16 protein-coding genes are annotated in these 15,015 nt (G+C 67.7%); 14 read left to right on the plus strand and 2 right to left on the minus strand.

The genetic code is table 11. The annotated features are described in order from the left end of the window. Window positions 1–12: 12 nt before the first annotated feature. Window positions 13–456, plus strand: coding sequence for a winged helix-turn-helix transcriptional regulator (locus LRK53_RS05070; RefSeq protein ID WP_081666629.1), 444 nt, complete (start codon window positions 13–15; stop codon window positions 454–456). A 110-nt stretch (window positions 457–566) separates the two neighbouring features. Here the strand turns inward: LRK53_RS05070 and LRK53_RS19395 are convergent, their stop codons facing one another. Together LRK53_RS19395 and LRK53_RS05085 are read right to left on the minus strand one after the other, a co-directional pair. After that, window positions 567–722 carry a hypothetical protein gene (locus LRK53_RS19395; protein ID WP_425504535.1) on the minus strand — a complete coding sequence of 52 codons (156 nt, stop codon included), beginning with the start codon at window positions 720–722 and terminating at the stop codon, window positions 567–569. 191 nt (window positions 723–913) lie between these two features. Continuing rightward, window positions 914–3,286: a TonB-dependent receptor plug domain-containing protein gene (locus LRK53_RS05085; protein WP_027493137.1), complete on the minus strand. Its 2,373-nt coding sequence runs from the start codon at window positions 3,284–3,286 to the stop codon at window positions 914–916. Window positions 3,287–3,580: 294 nt separating this feature from the next. Here LRK53_RS05085 and LRK53_RS05090 point away from each other — a divergent pair, with 294 nt between their 5' ends. The 13 genes from LRK53_RS05090 to LRK53_RS05150 all read left to right on the plus strand — a co-directional run bounded on the left by LRK53_RS05090 (window position 3,581) and on the right by LRK53_RS05150 (window position 15,008). Then, window positions 3,581–3,874 carry an FmdB family zinc ribbon protein gene (locus LRK53_RS05090; RefSeq protein ID WP_027493136.1) on the plus strand — a complete coding sequence of 98 codons (294 nt, stop codon included), beginning with the start codon at window positions 3,581–3,583 and terminating at the stop codon, window positions 3,872–3,874. Between the two features lie 102 nt (window positions 3,875–3,976). Continuing rightward, window positions 3,977–4,600 (plus strand): DUF3011 domain-containing protein, encoded by a 624-nt coding sequence (locus LRK53_RS05095; protein ID WP_027493135.1) that lies wholly within the window; start codon window positions 3,977–3,979, stop codon window positions 4,598–4,600. Window positions 4,601–4,689: 89 nt separating this feature from the next. Next, window positions 4,690–6,453, plus strand: a complete 1,764-nt coding sequence (gene aspS / locus LRK53_RS05100) for an aspartate--tRNA ligase (protein WP_027493134.1) — start codon at window positions 4,690–4,692, stop codon at window positions 6,451–6,453. 49 nt (window positions 6,454–6,502) lie between these two features. Next, the gene (locus tag LRK53_RS05105; RefSeq protein ID WP_051257594.1) at window positions 6,503–7,174 is read left to right on the plus strand and encodes an alpha/beta fold hydrolase; all 672 of its coding nucleotides are present in this window, start codon (window positions 6,503–6,505) and stop codon (window positions 7,172–7,174) included. Window positions 7,175–7,272: 98 nt separating this feature from the next. Then, window positions 7,273–8,001: a YebC/PmpR family DNA-binding transcriptional regulator gene (locus LRK53_RS05110; RefSeq protein ID WP_027493132.1), complete on the plus strand. Its 729-nt coding sequence runs from the start codon at window positions 7,273–7,275 to the stop codon at window positions 7,999–8,001. A 139-nt stretch (window positions 8,002–8,140) separates the two neighbouring features. Then, window positions 8,141–8,659, plus strand: a complete 519-nt coding sequence (gene ruvC, locus LRK53_RS05115; RefSeq protein WP_027493131.1) for a crossover junction endodeoxyribonuclease RuvC — start codon at window positions 8,141–8,143, stop codon at window positions 8,657–8,659. A gap of 34 nt (window positions 8,660–8,693) precedes the next feature. After that, window positions 8,694–9,290, plus strand: coding sequence for a Holliday junction branch migration protein RuvA (ruvA, locus tag LRK53_RS05120; RefSeq protein ID WP_027493130.1), 597 nt, complete (start codon window positions 8,694–8,696; stop codon window positions 9,288–9,290). Window positions 9,291–9,292: 2 nt separating this feature from the next. After that, window positions 9,293–11,200, plus strand: coding sequence for a potassium transporter Kup (locus tag LRK53_RS05125; RefSeq protein WP_037089957.1), 1,908 nt, complete (start codon window positions 9,293–9,295; stop codon window positions 11,198–11,200). A 214-nt stretch (window positions 11,201–11,414) separates the two neighbouring features. Continuing rightward, complete coding sequence (gene ruvB, locus LRK53_RS05130) at window positions 11,415–12,464, plus strand: Holliday junction branch migration DNA helicase RuvB (protein ID WP_027493128.1); 1,050 nt, start codon at window positions 11,415–11,417, stop codon at window positions 12,462–12,464. Continuing rightward, window positions 12,457–12,894, plus strand: coding sequence for a tol-pal system-associated acyl-CoA thioesterase (ybgC, locus tag LRK53_RS05135; protein ID WP_027493127.1), 438 nt, complete (start codon window positions 12,457–12,459; stop codon window positions 12,892–12,894). The genes ruvB and ybgC overlap by 8 nt, the downstream gene beginning before the upstream one ends. 18 nt (window positions 12,895–12,912) lie before the next feature. Continuing rightward, complete coding sequence (tolQ, locus tag LRK53_RS05140) at window positions 12,913–13,599, plus strand: protein TolQ (RefSeq protein WP_027493126.1); 687 nt, start codon at window positions 12,913–12,915, stop codon at window positions 13,597–13,599. Window positions 13,600–13,612: 13 nt separating this feature from the next. Continuing rightward, entirely contained in the window at window positions 13,613–14,077 is a 465-nt protein-coding gene (tolR, locus tag LRK53_RS05145) for a protein TolR (RefSeq protein WP_008436868.1), read from the plus strand. Next, window positions 14,064–15,008, plus strand: a complete 945-nt coding sequence (locus LRK53_RS05150; RefSeq protein ID WP_027493125.1) for a cell envelope integrity TolA family protein — start codon at window positions 14,064–14,066, stop codon at window positions 15,006–15,008. Before tolR ends, LRK53_RS05150 begins: the two co-directional genes overlap by 14 nt. The last annotated feature ends 7 nt before the right edge of the window (window positions 15,009–15,015 follow it).

The raw sequence follows: 15,015 nt of genomic DNA on the forward strand, positions 1-15,015 counted from the left end.
CAGGTTAGTGATATGAGCCGCTCTGTGAGTGAAAAGGCACCTGTCCCGGTCGACCAGGCGAACGAGTCGAGTGGCAACCTCACACTGACTGCGCGTGTCAGACGCGGAGATCTGTTCACCGGAAATTGCGAGTCGCGCGAGGTGTTCGCCCACATCACCAGCCTGTGGGGCGTGCTGTGCCTGATCGCCTTGCGCGATGGCACCCTGCGTTACGGCGAACTGCGCCGAAAGGCCTCTGGGATCAGTGAAAAAATGCTGGCCCAGACCCTTCAGCGCCTTGAGGGGGATGGATTGGTTCGCCGCACGTCCTATCCGGTCATTCCTCCGCATGTCGAATATGACCTCACCCCATTGGGCGAGGAAGCGGCTGCGCATGTGGCCGCGCTGGCGGACTGGCTCGAAGTCAATTTTCCCCGCATACGGGAAGCGACTGGGCAAAACAAGAATCCAGATTGATTTTCTGCTGGAGCGCCCCCGATCACCGCAGCGTGGGTCATTACCCTACTGATGACCCACACCGCCGCTGCACATCGTCGCGGCGGGTTGCTGGCCTAACCGCTGTTCGATCACCGGCCGCCACGGCACTGGGCTGAATCCATGCCATCATCGAGCAGCGCATAGCGCCCGCTGGCGAGCATCACGGAACGCCGGTAGATGCCGGCCACGCGCTGCCCGCGCCGTTGCGTGTCGGGCGTGTTGCGCAGCTTGGAGCAGTCCTCCATGGACTTCGTGCATAGCTCCTTGACCGTGGGAGCTTTGCGCGATGCCGCCTGGTCAGCGGATGGGTCGCCACCCCGGCGAACCTGAGCCAGCCGAGCTTCGGTGTAGTCCAGCAAAGTTCGGTGCTGGAGTCATGGCGAAATGAAAAAGCCCCGGACTTGCCGGGGCTCTGTTCCGCCTGCGTGGCACAGGCCTACCAGCGGTACGCTACCTTGCCGTAGACGTAGGCGCCGTTGAAGCCGAACGGCGAGCTCGAGCTGTACGGCAGGATGCCCGAGATGCTGTTGGCGGCGATCACCTTGTCCGGGTATTCGTTGAACACGTTGTCCGCGCCGAGGGTGAAGGTCCACTGGTCCAGCGTGTAGTCGCCGGCCAGGTCCAGCACCCACTTCGCGGCGAAGGTCTGGTCGTTGGCCGGCTTGTTGTTCAGCACGGTGAACTTGCCGTAGCGCGACAGCGTGGAGCGCAGGTCCCAGTGGCCGAGTGTCCAGTCGCCGCCGAGGGTGAGCTTGTCGCGCGGCGCGCCGACCGTGATGCGACCCTTCTCCGTGCGCCCCATGCGCTGCAGGTTGAGCCCGTTCTGCGCCAGGATCGCCGGGTTCGGCCGGGTGTTGATGATGTCGGTCTTGTTGTAGTTGTAGCCCAGCGTGAGGTTGAGCCCGCCGCCGGCCAGCTCGGTGCGCCAGCTGCCCACGATGTCCACGCCGCGGGTGCGCGTATCCACCGCGTTGGTGAAGTAGCGCCCGCCAGTGACGCCGGGGAAGCCGTGCGCGGTGAGGTAGTTGGTGACCGCGCTGCCGGTGAGGTTCTCCGACAGCACGATGCGGTCGCCGATGCGGATCTGGTAGGCGTCGACGGTCAGCGCGGTGCGGTCGGTGGGCTGCAGCACCAGGCCCAGGCTGTAGTTCACCGACTTCTCCGCCTTCAGCGGTTCGGCGCCGAAGGCGCGCCCGACCGGGCTGTTCACCGGGAACGTGCGCACCTCGTAGGGCACGCTGCTGATGAACACGGTCGAGGTGGTGGAGTAGTCCTGCTGGGCCAGCGATGGCGCGCGGAAGCCGTTCGAGGCGGTGGCGCGCAGCGCGACCTTGTCGGTGAACGCGTAGCGGGCCGACAGCTTGCCCGAGGTGGTGTTGCCGAAGTCGCTGTATTTCTCGTGGCGTACGGCCAGCGAGCCGCTCAGCTGCTGGGTGAGGTCTGCGTCCAGCTCGCCGTACACGGCGTAGCTGTGACGGCTGTTGGAGTTGGCGTCGGACGGACGGAAGCCGGGGAATACCTGCGAGCCGCCGCCGAAATACGAGCTGGGGTCGCCGGCGTCGATGGTGTAGTTCTCGTGGCGGTATTCCCCGCCGAACGCCAGGGTCAGCGGGCCGGCCAGACCGCCCACCTCGAAGTCGCGCGAGAAATCCGCGTTGAGCAGTTTCTCGGTGTTGTTCAGCCGGCCGGCGTAGAAATGGGTGGGGCTGGTGGGGCCGAGCTGGGTGTTGAGGCTGTGGTTGACGTCGAACTGCAGGCTGTTCTTGCCGTAGTTGCCGCTGAGGTCCCAGTGCCAGTAGTTCGCCGTGGTGCCGCGGATGCCGGCGACGAAGGCGCGGTCCTTGGAGGTGGTGGCGATCAGCGGCAGGAAGCCGTCGGGGTAGATCGCGCGGATGTTGCGGCGGTCCAGGCCCGGACGGTAGAAGCCGGCGGATTCCGCGTCGCGGTTGTTGGCGTTGGCGAACGCGTAGACGTTGACGTTCGGCGACAGGTCGTACTGGCTGTTGAGGAACACCGACTGGTGGGTGACCTCGGGATCGCCGAAGCGCTGGTTGACGCGGGCGTAGCTGGGGTCGGCCGGGTTGCGCAGGTCCGGCCCGGCACGGTCGGTGTAGCCGTCCTTGCCCACCGCGGCGGCCACGCGCAGCCAGCCGTTCTGGCCGAGGTGGAAGCCGATGTCGCCGCTGCCTTCGCGCTGCAGGCCGTCGCCGGCGCTGTACTGGCCCACGCTGGCAGCCACGCTGCCGCCGTCGGCGCCGTCCTTCAGCATGATGTTGATCACCCCGGCGATCGCGTCGGAACCATACTGCGCGGCGGCGCCGTCGCGCAGCACCTCGATGCGCTTCACCGCGGTGATCGGGATCGCGTTGAGGTCCACCGGCGAAGAGCCGCGGCCCTGGGTGCCGTTGAGGTTGACGATGGCGCCGGTGTGGCGGCGCTTGCCGTTCACCAGCACCAGCACCTGGTCCGGCGACAGGCCGCGCAGCTGCGCCGGGCGCGAGCCGTCGGTGCCGTCGGTGAGCGAGGGGCGCGGGAAGTTCAGCGAGGGCAGCAGGCGCGACAGCGCGGTGGCCAGCTCGGTGGTGCCGGTGCCCTGCAGGTCGGCCGGGTTCAGCACGTCGATGGGCGCCAGCGACTCGCCGGCGGTGCGGTTGGACACGCGCGTGCCGGTGACCACCACGGCATCCAGGCTCTTGGCCTTGGCCGGGGCGGGCTGGGCGATATCCTGTGCGGCGACGTTGCCGGCCAGGGCCAGCAGCACCGCGACGGGCAGCCACGCCAGGGCGATCGGGTTGGAACGTTTGGTCATGGAAACTCTCCGGTTCGTGATTTGCCGCGGCGCAGCAAATGCAGACTAGTGACGCACCATCGCTTCGTCAATAGACGTATAGACGTCTATCAGTCCAAATGCCTCAACGACCCCTTCGCATGCAATCGGGCGAACCCGCAGCGGCAGGCTGCCGCCGGCGCTCGGCACGGATCCGCAGGCTACTCCGGTGCGCAGAACGCCCGCCATGTGCCGCCTGCCGCATTGAAATCCGGCCGCACACCCCGATAATGGTCCGTTGCCGGCCGCGCGATGGCCGGCGTGCCCGGAGTTCCCATGCCCATCTACGAGTTCGAATGCAGCCATTGCGGTCACCGTTTCGACCGGCTGCAGAAGTTGTCCGACGCCGATCCCACCATCTGCCCCGCCTGCGATGCGCCGCACTTGCGGCGGATGGTCAGCGCGCCGTCGTTCCGTCTTGCCGGCAGCGGCTGGTACGAGACCGACTTCAAGAAGAACGGCGAGAAGAAACACAACCTCGCCGGCGACGCCGGCCAGTCCAGCACGGCGGCGGCCCCTGCCGCGGCGCCGGCGACGGCCTCCAGCGATACCGCCGGCAGCGCCAGCTGAACCGGCGAAACCTCCGCCCGGTTGGCGTATTCCGACGCGGGATATGCTGATTCCGCAAGACCCCGGCGAGGTGCCGGCGTCGGAGAGGGCGAGGAGGCGGCAATGCGTGCAATCGGCGGGTGGATGGTCGGGGTCGTCGCGGCTGCGCTGACGGGTGGCCTGCTGGGCATGGCGACGCCGGTCCGGGCGCACTCGGACGCACCGGTGCGCTGCGTGAGCAACGACAGCCACTACGCGCGCTGCGCCGTGCCATGGCGATACGTCGAGCTGTACAGGCAGGAGTCGAAGGCTGCCTGCATCCGCGGCGAGAGCTGGGGCATGGACTACGACACGCTGTGGGTCGACCGCGGCTGCCGCGGCCTGTTCGGTCCGGCCGACCGCGGTGGCTACGGCTACGGCTACGGCGACCGAGGCCGCTACAACGATCCTGATGATCGTTACGCCCCGGGTAATCGCTGGGGCGATCGCTACGACGACCGCTACGACGACGACCGTGGCGGCTGGCGTCCCGGTCCCGGCTGGGATCGCCGGATCAGCCTGCAGTGCGACAGCAACCAGAAGAAGTACCAGCTGTGCCAGGTCGACGTGGGCTACGGCCGCGTGCGGCTGGGGCGGCAGCTTTCCGACGCGAATTGCGTGGAGGGCTACAGCTGGGGCTGGAACCGCGCCGGGGTGTGGGTGGCGCACGGCTGCCGCGGCCAGTTTCTGGTCGACCGGCGCTGGTAGCGCGGCGCGCCGCATTGCGCGGCAGTGGTAGACTTCGCGGTCTTTTCCCTCTGCCTGAAGTCGCCGCGGCGACGCCGGAGTTCCAACGCATGCGCACGCATTACTGCGGCCTCATCGACGAGGCGCTGATCGGCCAGACCGTCACCCTGTGCGGCTGGGTCAACAAGATCCGCCTGCAGGCGCATGTGGCGTTCGTCGACCTGCGCGACCACGAGGGGCTGGCCCAGGTGGTGGTCGATCGCGACAACGCCGCGGCGTTCGCCATCGCCGGCGAGCTGGGCTACGAGTACTGCCTGCGTGTCACCGGCACGATCCGTCCGCGGGTGTCGATCAACGACAAGCTGAAGACCGGTACGGTCGAGCTGCTGGCCGACAGCGTCGAGGTGCTCAATGCCGCCAAGGACCTGCCGTTCGCGCTGCACGAGAGCCCGAACGAGGACCTGCGGATGACCTACCGCTACCTCGACCTGCGCCGCCCCGAGATGCAGGCGATGATGCGCAAGCGGATCAAGCTGGTGCAGGCGCTGCGCCGCTACCTCGACGCACGCGGCTTCCAGGACATCGAGACGCCGATCCTGACCAAGGCCACGCCCGAGGGCGCACGCGACTACCTGGTGCCCAGCCGCGTGCATCCGGGCCAGTTCTACGCTTTGCCGCAGTCGCCGCAGCTGTTCAAGCAGATCCTGATGGTGGCCGGCTTCGACCGCTACTACCAGATCGCCCGCTGCTTCCGCGACGAGGACCTGCGCGCCGACCGCCAGCCGGAGTTCACCCAGCTCGACCTGGAGTTCGCCTTCGTCGAAGAGAAGGACGTGCAGGATTTCGTGGAGGAGCTGATCCGCCACGTGTTCAAGGAAGTGCAGGGCGTCGAACTCGATGCCGCGTTCCCGCGCATGACCTGGGCCGAGGCGATGCGTCGCTTCGGCTCGGACAAGCCGGACCTGCGCATCGCGCTGGAGCTGGTCGACGTGGCCGACGTGCTGAAGCACGTCGAGTTCAAGGTGTTCGCCGAGCCGGCCAACGATCCCGCCGGCCGTGTCGCCGCGTTGCGCGTGCCCGGCGGCAGCACGTTGTCGCGCAAGGACATCGACGGCCTGGCCGAATACGCCGCGCGCTACGGCGCGAAGGGGCTGGCCTGGCTCAAGGTCGAGGATCTGGCCAAGGGCCGCGAGGGGATCAATTCGCCGGTGGCGAAGTTCCTCGACGACGCGGCGCTGGACGGCGTGCTGAAAGCCACCGGCGCGCAGAGCGGCGACATCGTGTTCTTCGGCGCCGGTGCGTGGAAGACCGTCAGCGACTTCATGGGCGCGCTGCGGCTGAAGCTAGGCAAGGACCGCGGCCTGGTCGAGGACAGCTGGAAGCCGCTGTGGGTCACCGACTTCCCGATGTTCGAGTACGACGCCGAGGAGCAGCGCTTCGTGGCCCTGCATCATCCGTTCACCGCGCCGAAGGTGGATGACGCCGCCCAGCTGCGCGCCGATCCGCACAACGCGGTGAGTCGCGGTTACGACATGGTGTTGAACGGCAACGAGATCGGCGGCGGCTCGATCCGCATCCATCGGCCGGAGATGCAAAGCACGGTGTTCGAGTTGCTCGGCATCGGCGCGGAGGAGGCCGAGATGAAGTTCGGCTTCCTGCTCAAGGCGCTGAAGTTCGGCGCGCCGCCGCATGGTGGTCTGGCGTTCGGCATCGACCGCATCGCCGCGCTGATGGCCGGCACCGAGTCGATCCGCGACGTGATCGCGTTCCCCAAGACCACCAGCGCCCAGGACCTGATGACCGACGCGCCGTCGCCAGTATCCGACGCGCAACTGAAGGAGCTGTCGATAGCGACCGTCGAGAACAAGCCCTGAGGCTGGGGGCGCGCATCCTTGTCGGCGGCCGATGGTGGCGAGGCGCGTGATGACCGAATCCCGAATCCCGTATCCCGAATCCCGGCTCCCCGCGCACGTGATCCTGCTGCACGGCCTGTGGATGCGCGGCTTCGCGCTGTCCATGCTGCACCGGCGGCTGATCGAGGCGGGCTTCCGCGTGCACCGCTTCGATTACCTGAGCGTGGCGGCCACCCAGCAGCGCATCCTGGACCGGTTGCAGGCGCGTATGGCCGCGCTGGCGGGGGAGGCCGACGCGGTGCACCTGGTCGGTCACAGTCTCGGCGGCCTGCTGGCCCTGCGCGCGTGCCTGGACGGCAACCCGCCGCCCGGCCGCATCGTCTGCCTGGGCTCGCCGCTGAAGGGCAGCGCCGCCGCGCGCGGTTTCGCTGCCTGGGGCCGCGGTGGCGAGGTGCTGCTGGGGCACAACCGCGAACTGCTGCAACAGGGCTTCGAACGCTGGGACGGGCCACGTGAGGTCGGCGTGATCGCTGGGCGCCTGCCGCTGGGCCTGGGCGCCATGCTCGGCCACTTCGCTGGCGCGCACGACGGCACGGTGGCAGTGGAGGAAACCCGCCTGGCGGGGGTGACCGCGCACCGCGTGGTCGAGGCGAATCATATCGGCCTGCTGTTCTCGCAGGAGGTGGCGCGGCTGGTGGCGGAGTTCCTCCGGGATGGGCGGTTCACGGCGGTTCCCGGCTGAGGCGTCATGTCGCGGCACGGCGCGGCGGCGCGGCCGGCACGCGGGCCGAATTCGGGTAAAATTGGCCGCTTGTCCAATCGCTTCGTGCAGGAATCGCCATGGGTAGGGGACCGTCCATCGAAGGCCGCAAGAACGCCGAGGATGCCAGGCGCGCCAAGGTGTTCACCAAGCTGATCCGCGAAATTACCGTCGCCACCCGTTCCGGCGTGGCCGACCCTGGCGGCAACCCGCGCCTGCGTGCGGCGATCGACAAGGCCCTGTCGGCAAACATGACCAAGGACACCATCGAGCGCGCGGTCAAGCGTGGCTCCGGCGCCGAGGGCGGCGCCGACATGCAGGAGCTGCGCTACGAAGGCTACGGCCCGGCCGGCATCGCGCTGATCATCGAGAGCTTCACCGACAACCCCACCCGCACCGTGGCCGACGTGCGCTACGCGCTGACCAAGCACGGCGGCAACCTCGGCACCTCCGGTTCGGTGGCGTTCCAGTTCACCCGCTGCGGCGAGCTGGTGTTCGCCACCGGCGGCGACGCGGCGGCCGAGGAAAAGGTGCTGGAGGCGGCGCTGGAAGCTGGCGCCGACGACGTGCTCAACGAGCACGGCGAGAGCATCGTGCTGTGCACGCCGGAGCATTTCGAGGCGGTGCAGCAGGGGCTGATTGCTGCCGGACTGAACGCCCAGCACGCCGGCGTGGTGATGCGCCCGAACAACCGCGTCGAAGTGCCGGAGGAAGCGCTGGAACAGCTGCTCGACCTGCTGGAGAGGCTCGACGCGTTGGACGACGTGAGCGAGGTGTCGCACAACGCCGCCTTGCCGGCGGCGTCGTGACGGGAACCGTGAACTGGGTTCCGGGGTTCGGTGCGAGCAAAGAGTCGACGGGTTCCGCTCGGCTCCGTTCACCATAGAAGTGAAGGCGCCAGCTGTGGCTTTTCCCGAATCCCGAATCCCGAATCCCGAATCCCGGCATGTGCGGATCATCGGCATCGACCCCGGCAGCCAGCGTACCGGCGTAGGCATCATCGACGTCGATGACGCCGGCCGGCTCGCGCACGTCTTTCACGGCGCGCTGGCCGTGGCCGGCGAGGCCACGTTTCCGCTGCGCCTGAAACGCATCTTTGACGAACTGTGTGACATCATCGCCGCCCATCGACCGACCGAGTGCGGGATCGAGCGCGTGTTCATGGCGCGCAATCCGGACTCGGCACTGAAGCTGGGGCAGGCACGCGGCGCCGCCATTTGCGCGGTGGTCAGCCAGGGGATCGTGGTGCACGAATACGCAGCAACCGAAGTGAAGCAGTCCGTGGTCGGCAGCGGCCGCGGCGACAAGACTCAGGTACAGCACATGATCGGCGTGCTGCTCGGCCTCAAGGGGCCGCTGCAGGCCGATGCCGCCGATGCGCTGGCGGTCGCGGTGGCGCATGCGCATACCCGCGCCAGCCTGGCCCGCGTCGGCATTCCGCGCACGGCCTGGAGGCGGCGCCGGTGAAGGCGACACCGAACCGGGCAGGGAGACGGCGCCGATGATCGGGCGTCTGCGCGGCATCCTGATAAGCAAGCAGCCACCCTCCCTGCTGGTCGAGGTGGGCGGCGTCGGCTACGAGGTCGAGGCGCCGATGTCGACGATCTACGACCTGCCTGGCCTCGGCAAGGAAGTGGTGCTGCTGATCCATCATGCGGTGAAGGAGGACAGCATCACGCTGTACGGCTTCCTGCACGAGGCCGAGCGCGTGCTGTTCCGCAACCTGCTGAAGGTCAGCGGGATCGGTGCGAAGATCGCGCTGGCGGTGCTGTCGGGCGTGTCCACCGACCACTTTGCGCGGCTGGTGCAGGCCGGCGACGTGGTCGCGCTAACCAAGATCCCCGGCATCGGCAAGAAGACCGCCGAGCGCATCGTGGTGGAGTTGCGCGACCGCGTGGACGGCCTGTCCGGCATGCCGGGCGCCGCGCTGCGCACGGCTGGTGCGCCGCTGGACGCCGCGGGCGAAGCCGCCGTGGCCTTGCAGCAGCTGGGTTACAAGCCGGCCGAGGTGGCGCGGCTGGTGCAGAAGGTTGCTGCCGATGGCGACGGCGCCGAGGCCATCATCCGCAAGGCGCTGCGCGCCGCGCTCGGAGCTTGATCGTGAGCCATCACCATCAGACTGTTCAACTCCTCACCCCCGCGGAGAACCGGCGCCGATTGCGGGCGCTGGCGCTCGGCGCGATCGGCGTGGTGTTCGGCGACATCGGTACCAGCCCGCTGTACACCATGAAGGAAACCCTCGGCACGCACGGCATGACGCCGACCGAGCCGGCGGTGCTGGGCGTGCTGTCGCTGGTGTTCTGGGCACTGATCATGGTGGTGTCGCTGAAGTACGTCACCTTCGTGATGCGCGCGGACAACAAGGGCGAAGGCGGCATCATGGCGCTGATGGCGCTGGCGCAGCGCTCGATGAGCGGCTCGGCGCGAGCACGCTGGGTGCTGGCCGGCATCGGCATCTTCGGCGCGGCGCTGTTCTATGGCGACGGCGTGATCACTCCGGCGATCTCGGTGCTCGGCGCGGTCGAGGGGCTGCAGGTCGCCGCGCCCGGTCTGGGCAGGTACGTGGTGTGGATCGCACTGGCGATTCTGCTGGGCATGTTTGCGGTGCAGCGGTATGGCACGCACAAGGTCGGCAAGGCGTTCGCGCCGGTGATGACGCTGTGGTTCGTGGTGCTGGCGGTGCTCGGCGGGCGCCAGATCATCGCCAATCCGCAGGTGCTGTACGCGGTCAATCCGCTGCATGCGGTGCGCTTCTTCCTCAGCCACGGCGATACCTCGTTCATCGCGCTCGGCGGCGTGGTGCTGGCGCTGACCGGCGCTGAGGCGTTGTACGCGGACATGGGCCACTTCGGCAAGAAGCCCATCCGGCTGGCCTGGTTCGGCTTCGTGCTGCCGGCGCTGCTGCTCAACTATTTCGGCCAGGGTGCGCTGCTGCTGGGCGACCCGCTGGCGATCTCCAGCCCGTTCTACCTGATGGTGCCCGAGTCGCTGCTGTACCCGATGATCGTGCTGTCGGCCGCCGCGGCGGTGATCGCGTCGCAGGCGGTGATCTCCGGCGCGTTCTCGATGACCCGCGAGGCGATGTCGCTGGGCTATTCGCCGCGGCTGGCGGTAGTGCATACCTCGCGCGAGATGTCCGGGCAAATTTTTGTACCGTGGGTCAACCGCATGCTGATGGTGCTGGTGATCCTGGCGGTGCTCGGCTTCCGCAGCTCCGACAACCTGGGCGCGGCCTATGGCATCGCGGTGACTGGCACGATGACCGTGACCACGGCGCTGGCGCTGGTAGTGGCGCGCAAGCGCTGGCACTGGAGCTGGTTCACGGTGGTGCTGGTCGGCGTGCTGTTCCTGATCATCGACCTGGCGTTCTTCGGCGCCAACCTGCTGAAGGTGGCGCACGGCGGCTGGTTTCCGCTGGTGCTGGGTGTGGTGGTGTTCAGCGTGATGACCACCTGGCGCCGCGGCCGCGAGCTGGTGGTGCGCGAGATCAAGCAGGGCGGCCTGGCGCTGGCGCCGTTCATCGAGAACATCGCCGAGTACCCGCCGTTGCGCGTGCCGGGCACGGCGATCTTCCTCACTGCGAACCAGCATGCCGTGCCGCATGCGCTGCTGCACAACCTCAAGCACAACAAGGTGTTGCACGAACGCAACGTGCTGCTGACGGTGGATACGCTGGAAACGCCGGTGGCCGAGGCCCACGAGCGCATCGCGATTACCCCGATGGGCGGCAACTTCTTCGGGCTGGAGCTGCGTTTCGGCTTCGCCGAGGACCCGAACATCCCGCTGGCGCTGACCCAGTGCTCGCGCGAGGGGCTTGGCTTCGACATGATGGACACCACCTTCTTCCTGTCGCGCGAAACCATCGTGGCCGACGCGCGCCGCCCCGGCATGGCGCTGTGGCGCGACAAACTGTTCGCGTTCCTGTCGCGCAACGCGATGCCGGCCACCGCGTTCTTCCAGATCCCCGGCAACCGGCTGATCGAGCTGGGGGCGCAGGTGGAGATCTGATTCGCGAAGCGAATCAGATCTCCACCGCGGCCCACGGATGGGCCGCACGCAGGCCGATCGCGGATGCGATCGACCTGCGGAGCCCCGGTCGGGCGTAGCCCGACCGGGGCGAGCCAAAGAAGTGCAGGAAAGCACTTCTTTGGCTCATGGGAACGGCTGCTCCTGCTCTTGATTCCCACTCCATTTCACCCACGCAAGTCGCCATAATGCCGGCATGACCGACCACCGCATCATCACCGCCGCCGCCCAGCTCGACGACGAGGCGCTGGAAGCCACCATCCGGCCGAAGCGGCTGGCCGAGTACCTGGGCCAGCAGGCGGTGCGCGAGCAGCTGTCGATCTACATCGAGGCGGCGAAGAAGCGCGGCGGGGCGCTGGACCACGTGTTGGTGTTCGGCCCGCCGGGACTGGGCAAGACCACGCTCAGCCATGTGATCGCGAACGAACTGGGCGTCAACCTGCGCTCCACCTCCGGCCCGGTGCTGGAACGCGCCGGCGACCTGGCCGCGCTGCTGACCAACCTGGAGGCGAACGACGTGCTGTTCGTCGACGAAATCCATCGCCTGTCGCCGCTGGTCGAGGAGGTGCTGTACCCGGCGATGGAGGATTTCCAGATCGACATCATGATCGGCGAAGGACCGGCCGCGCGCTCGATCAAGCTGGACCTGCCGCCGTTCACCCTGATCGGCGCCACCACCCGCGCCGGCATGCTGACCGCGCCGCTGCGCGACCGCTTCGGCATCGTGCAGCGGCTGGAGTTCTATACCGCCGACGAGCTCACCGCGATCGTGCGCCGTGCCGCGCGCATCCTGGGCATCGTCTGCGCGCCGGAAGGGGCGCAGGAGATCGCCCGCCGCTCGCGCGGCACGCCGCGCATCGCAAACCGCCTGCTGCGCCGGGTGCGCGACTATGCCGAGGTACGCGCCGGCGGCGAAATCACCCTGGCCGCGGCGCAGGCCGCGCTGGACATGCTGAAGATCGACCCGCAGGGTTTCGACGAACTGGACCGGCGCCTGCTCGGCCTGATCATCGAGAACTTCGGCGGCGGTCCGGTCGGGGTGGAGTCGCTGGCCGCCGCGCTGAGCGAGGACCGCGGCACGCTGGAGGACGTGGTCGAGCCGTACCTGATCCAGCAGGGCTATCTGGTGCGCACCGCCCGCGGCCGCATGGTCAGCGCCAGGGGCTGGCGCCACCTGGGGCTGGTTCCGCCGCCGCGGCAGGCGCAGGCCGCCGACCTGTTCGAGAGCGGGGCCGACGATGCCTGAGCTTGCCGCGAAGCCGTCCTTCCGCTGGAACGTACGGGTCTACTGGGAAGACACCGACGCCGGCGGAGTGGTCTATCACGCCGGCTACCTGCGTTTCATGGAGCGCGCCCGCAGCGAGTGGATGCGCGCGCTCGGTGTCGACCAGATGGCCTTCAAGCAGGCCACCGGGCTGGCCTTCATGGTGCGCGACATGCACATCGACTTCCTCAAGCCCGCCCTGCTGGATGATGAACTGTCGGTAACGGTCGACGTCGAAGAACGACGCGCAGCCAGTATCCTGTTCGCCCAGACGATTACGGGAAAGGACGGCAGCTGCCTGGTCCGCGCCAGCGTGCGGGTGGCCTGCGTCGACCTCCAGCGCATGCGGCCGGCGCCGATTCCTGCCGACCTGATCCCGCAGACCGCACCTCAAGACAACCCAAGCCGATAGGCGGAGCACCTGCAAGCAATGAACAGTGGACTGAATGTTTTCACGCTGATCGCGGATTCGAGCGTGCCGGTAAAACTGGTGCTGCTGATCCTGCTGGTGTTCTCGTTCCTGTCCTGGGTCATCATCATCCGCAAGTATTCGCAGACCAAGGCGGCGATGGAGAACGCCGAGGAATTCGAGGAGCGCTTCTGGTCCGGCGGTGACCTGGCCCAGCTGTTCCGCGAGGTCAGCAACCGCAACGGCGGCACCGGCGGCATCGAGAACATCTTCGAGTCGGGCTTCCGCGAATTTGCCCGCCAGCGCCAGCGCAAGACCCACGATTCGCGCAGCGCGATCGAGGGCTCCGAGCGCGCCATGCAGGTGGCCGGCACGCGCGAGATCGGCCGGCTCGAGCGCAACCTGGAATTCCTCGCCAACGTCGGCTCGATCAGCCCGTACGTGGGCCTGTTCGGCACCGTGTGGGGCATCATGGGTGCGTTCCAGGGCCTGGGCGACATGAAGGACGTGACCATCGCGGTGGTTGCGCCGCACATCTCCGAGGCCCTGATCGCCACCGCGATGGGCCTGTTCGCGGCGATCCCGGCGCAGTGGGCGTACAACCGCTACGCCACCAAGGTCGAGCGTATCGCTTCGCGCTACGACGTATTCCAGGAAGAGTTCTCCTCGGTGCTGCAGCGGCAGATCCAGACCGACGACGTCGCCTGAGCGGAGAGCGGCCATGCGAACCTCCGGGCGCCAGCGGCGCTACAAGCTCAAATCCGAGATCAACGTGGTGCCGTACATCGACGTGATGCTGGTGCTGCTGATCATCTTCATGGTCACCACGCCGATGATGAACTCCAGCGTCGACGTGCAGTTGCCGCAAGCCAACGCCAAGTCGCTGCAGCAGAAGAAGGACCCGGTGCTGGTCTCGGTGCTGCAGGACGGCCAGCTCTACCTGACCCTGAGCGGGGCGAAGAAGGAGCTGGTCGACGCCGACACGCTCAAGCTCAAGGTGGGCGCGTTCGTGCGCGAGAACCCCGAAGTCAGCGTGCTGGTCGGCGGCGACGAGCGCGGCAGCTACGGCGGCGTGTTCAAGGTGCTGGCCGACCTGCAGCAGGCTGGCGTGGCCAAGGTCGGCCTGATGGGTCAGCCGGGTCAGCCGGGCGGCCAGGGCAAGAGCGCCTCCGATGGACGAAAGTAAGGCGACGCCGAAGGCGGTCGTACTTTCCGCCGTCCTGCACATCGGCATCGTGGGGTTCCTGTTCCTCGCGGTGCTGCCGTGTTCCACCTACGAGAACGTGTTCGACGCGCTGCACCTGCCGACGTGGATGAACCCGATCACCTGCTCGAAGCCGCTGGAGCTGCAGGGGCCGATCATCGAGGCCACCCTGATCGGCCCCACCGGCAGCCCGCCGCCGAAGGCGGTCAAGGTCAAGCCGGTACCCGATTCGACGCCGCCGCCACCGACGGTGCCGCCGCCGACCCCGCCCAAGATCGAGGCACCGGAGGTGAAGACCCTGCCGCCGCCGCCCAAGCAGCCGGACCTCAAGGACCAGGAGCGGGTAGTGGAGGAGGCGGCGCTGAAGGCCGAGGAAGCCAAGCAGCTGCAGGAGGAAAAGCAGCGCCAGCGCCAGGCCGAGCTGGATGCGCAGGCGGCCAAGCAGAAACAGCAGAAACAGAAGCAGATCGACGACCTGATCGCCAAGATGGACGCCGCCGCGCAGCAGACCCGCAAGCTCGACAACCGGGCCAAGCAGGCCAAGCAGCAGCTGGAGGATCTGAAGAACGCCCAGGACAACGGCGCTCCCGACCTGCCCAACGCGGCACAGCGCCAGACCGGCAACAACAGCCTGAACAGCAACCTCGCCGACGAATATGCAGCGGCCATTCAGAATGCGGTCACGCCGAACTGGTTAAGGCCGGATAACATACCGTCTGTTCCGTGTCAGGTTCATATCGTGCAGTCGCCCGGCGGTGACGTGATGAGCGCCACCGTGGATTCCAGCTGCCCGTACGACGATGCTGGCCGGCGTTCGGTCGAGAATGCGGTGCTGCGTACCAAGACCTTGCCCTACAAGGGCTTTGAAAGCGTGTTCCAGCGCAACCTCACCTTCACCTTCAGGCCGCAATGATCAAGCC

Source organism: Rhodanobacter thiooxydans (assembly GCF_021545845.1).
Taxonomy (GTDB): Bacteria; Pseudomonadota; Gammaproteobacteria; order Xanthomonadales; family Rhodanobacteraceae; genus Rhodanobacter.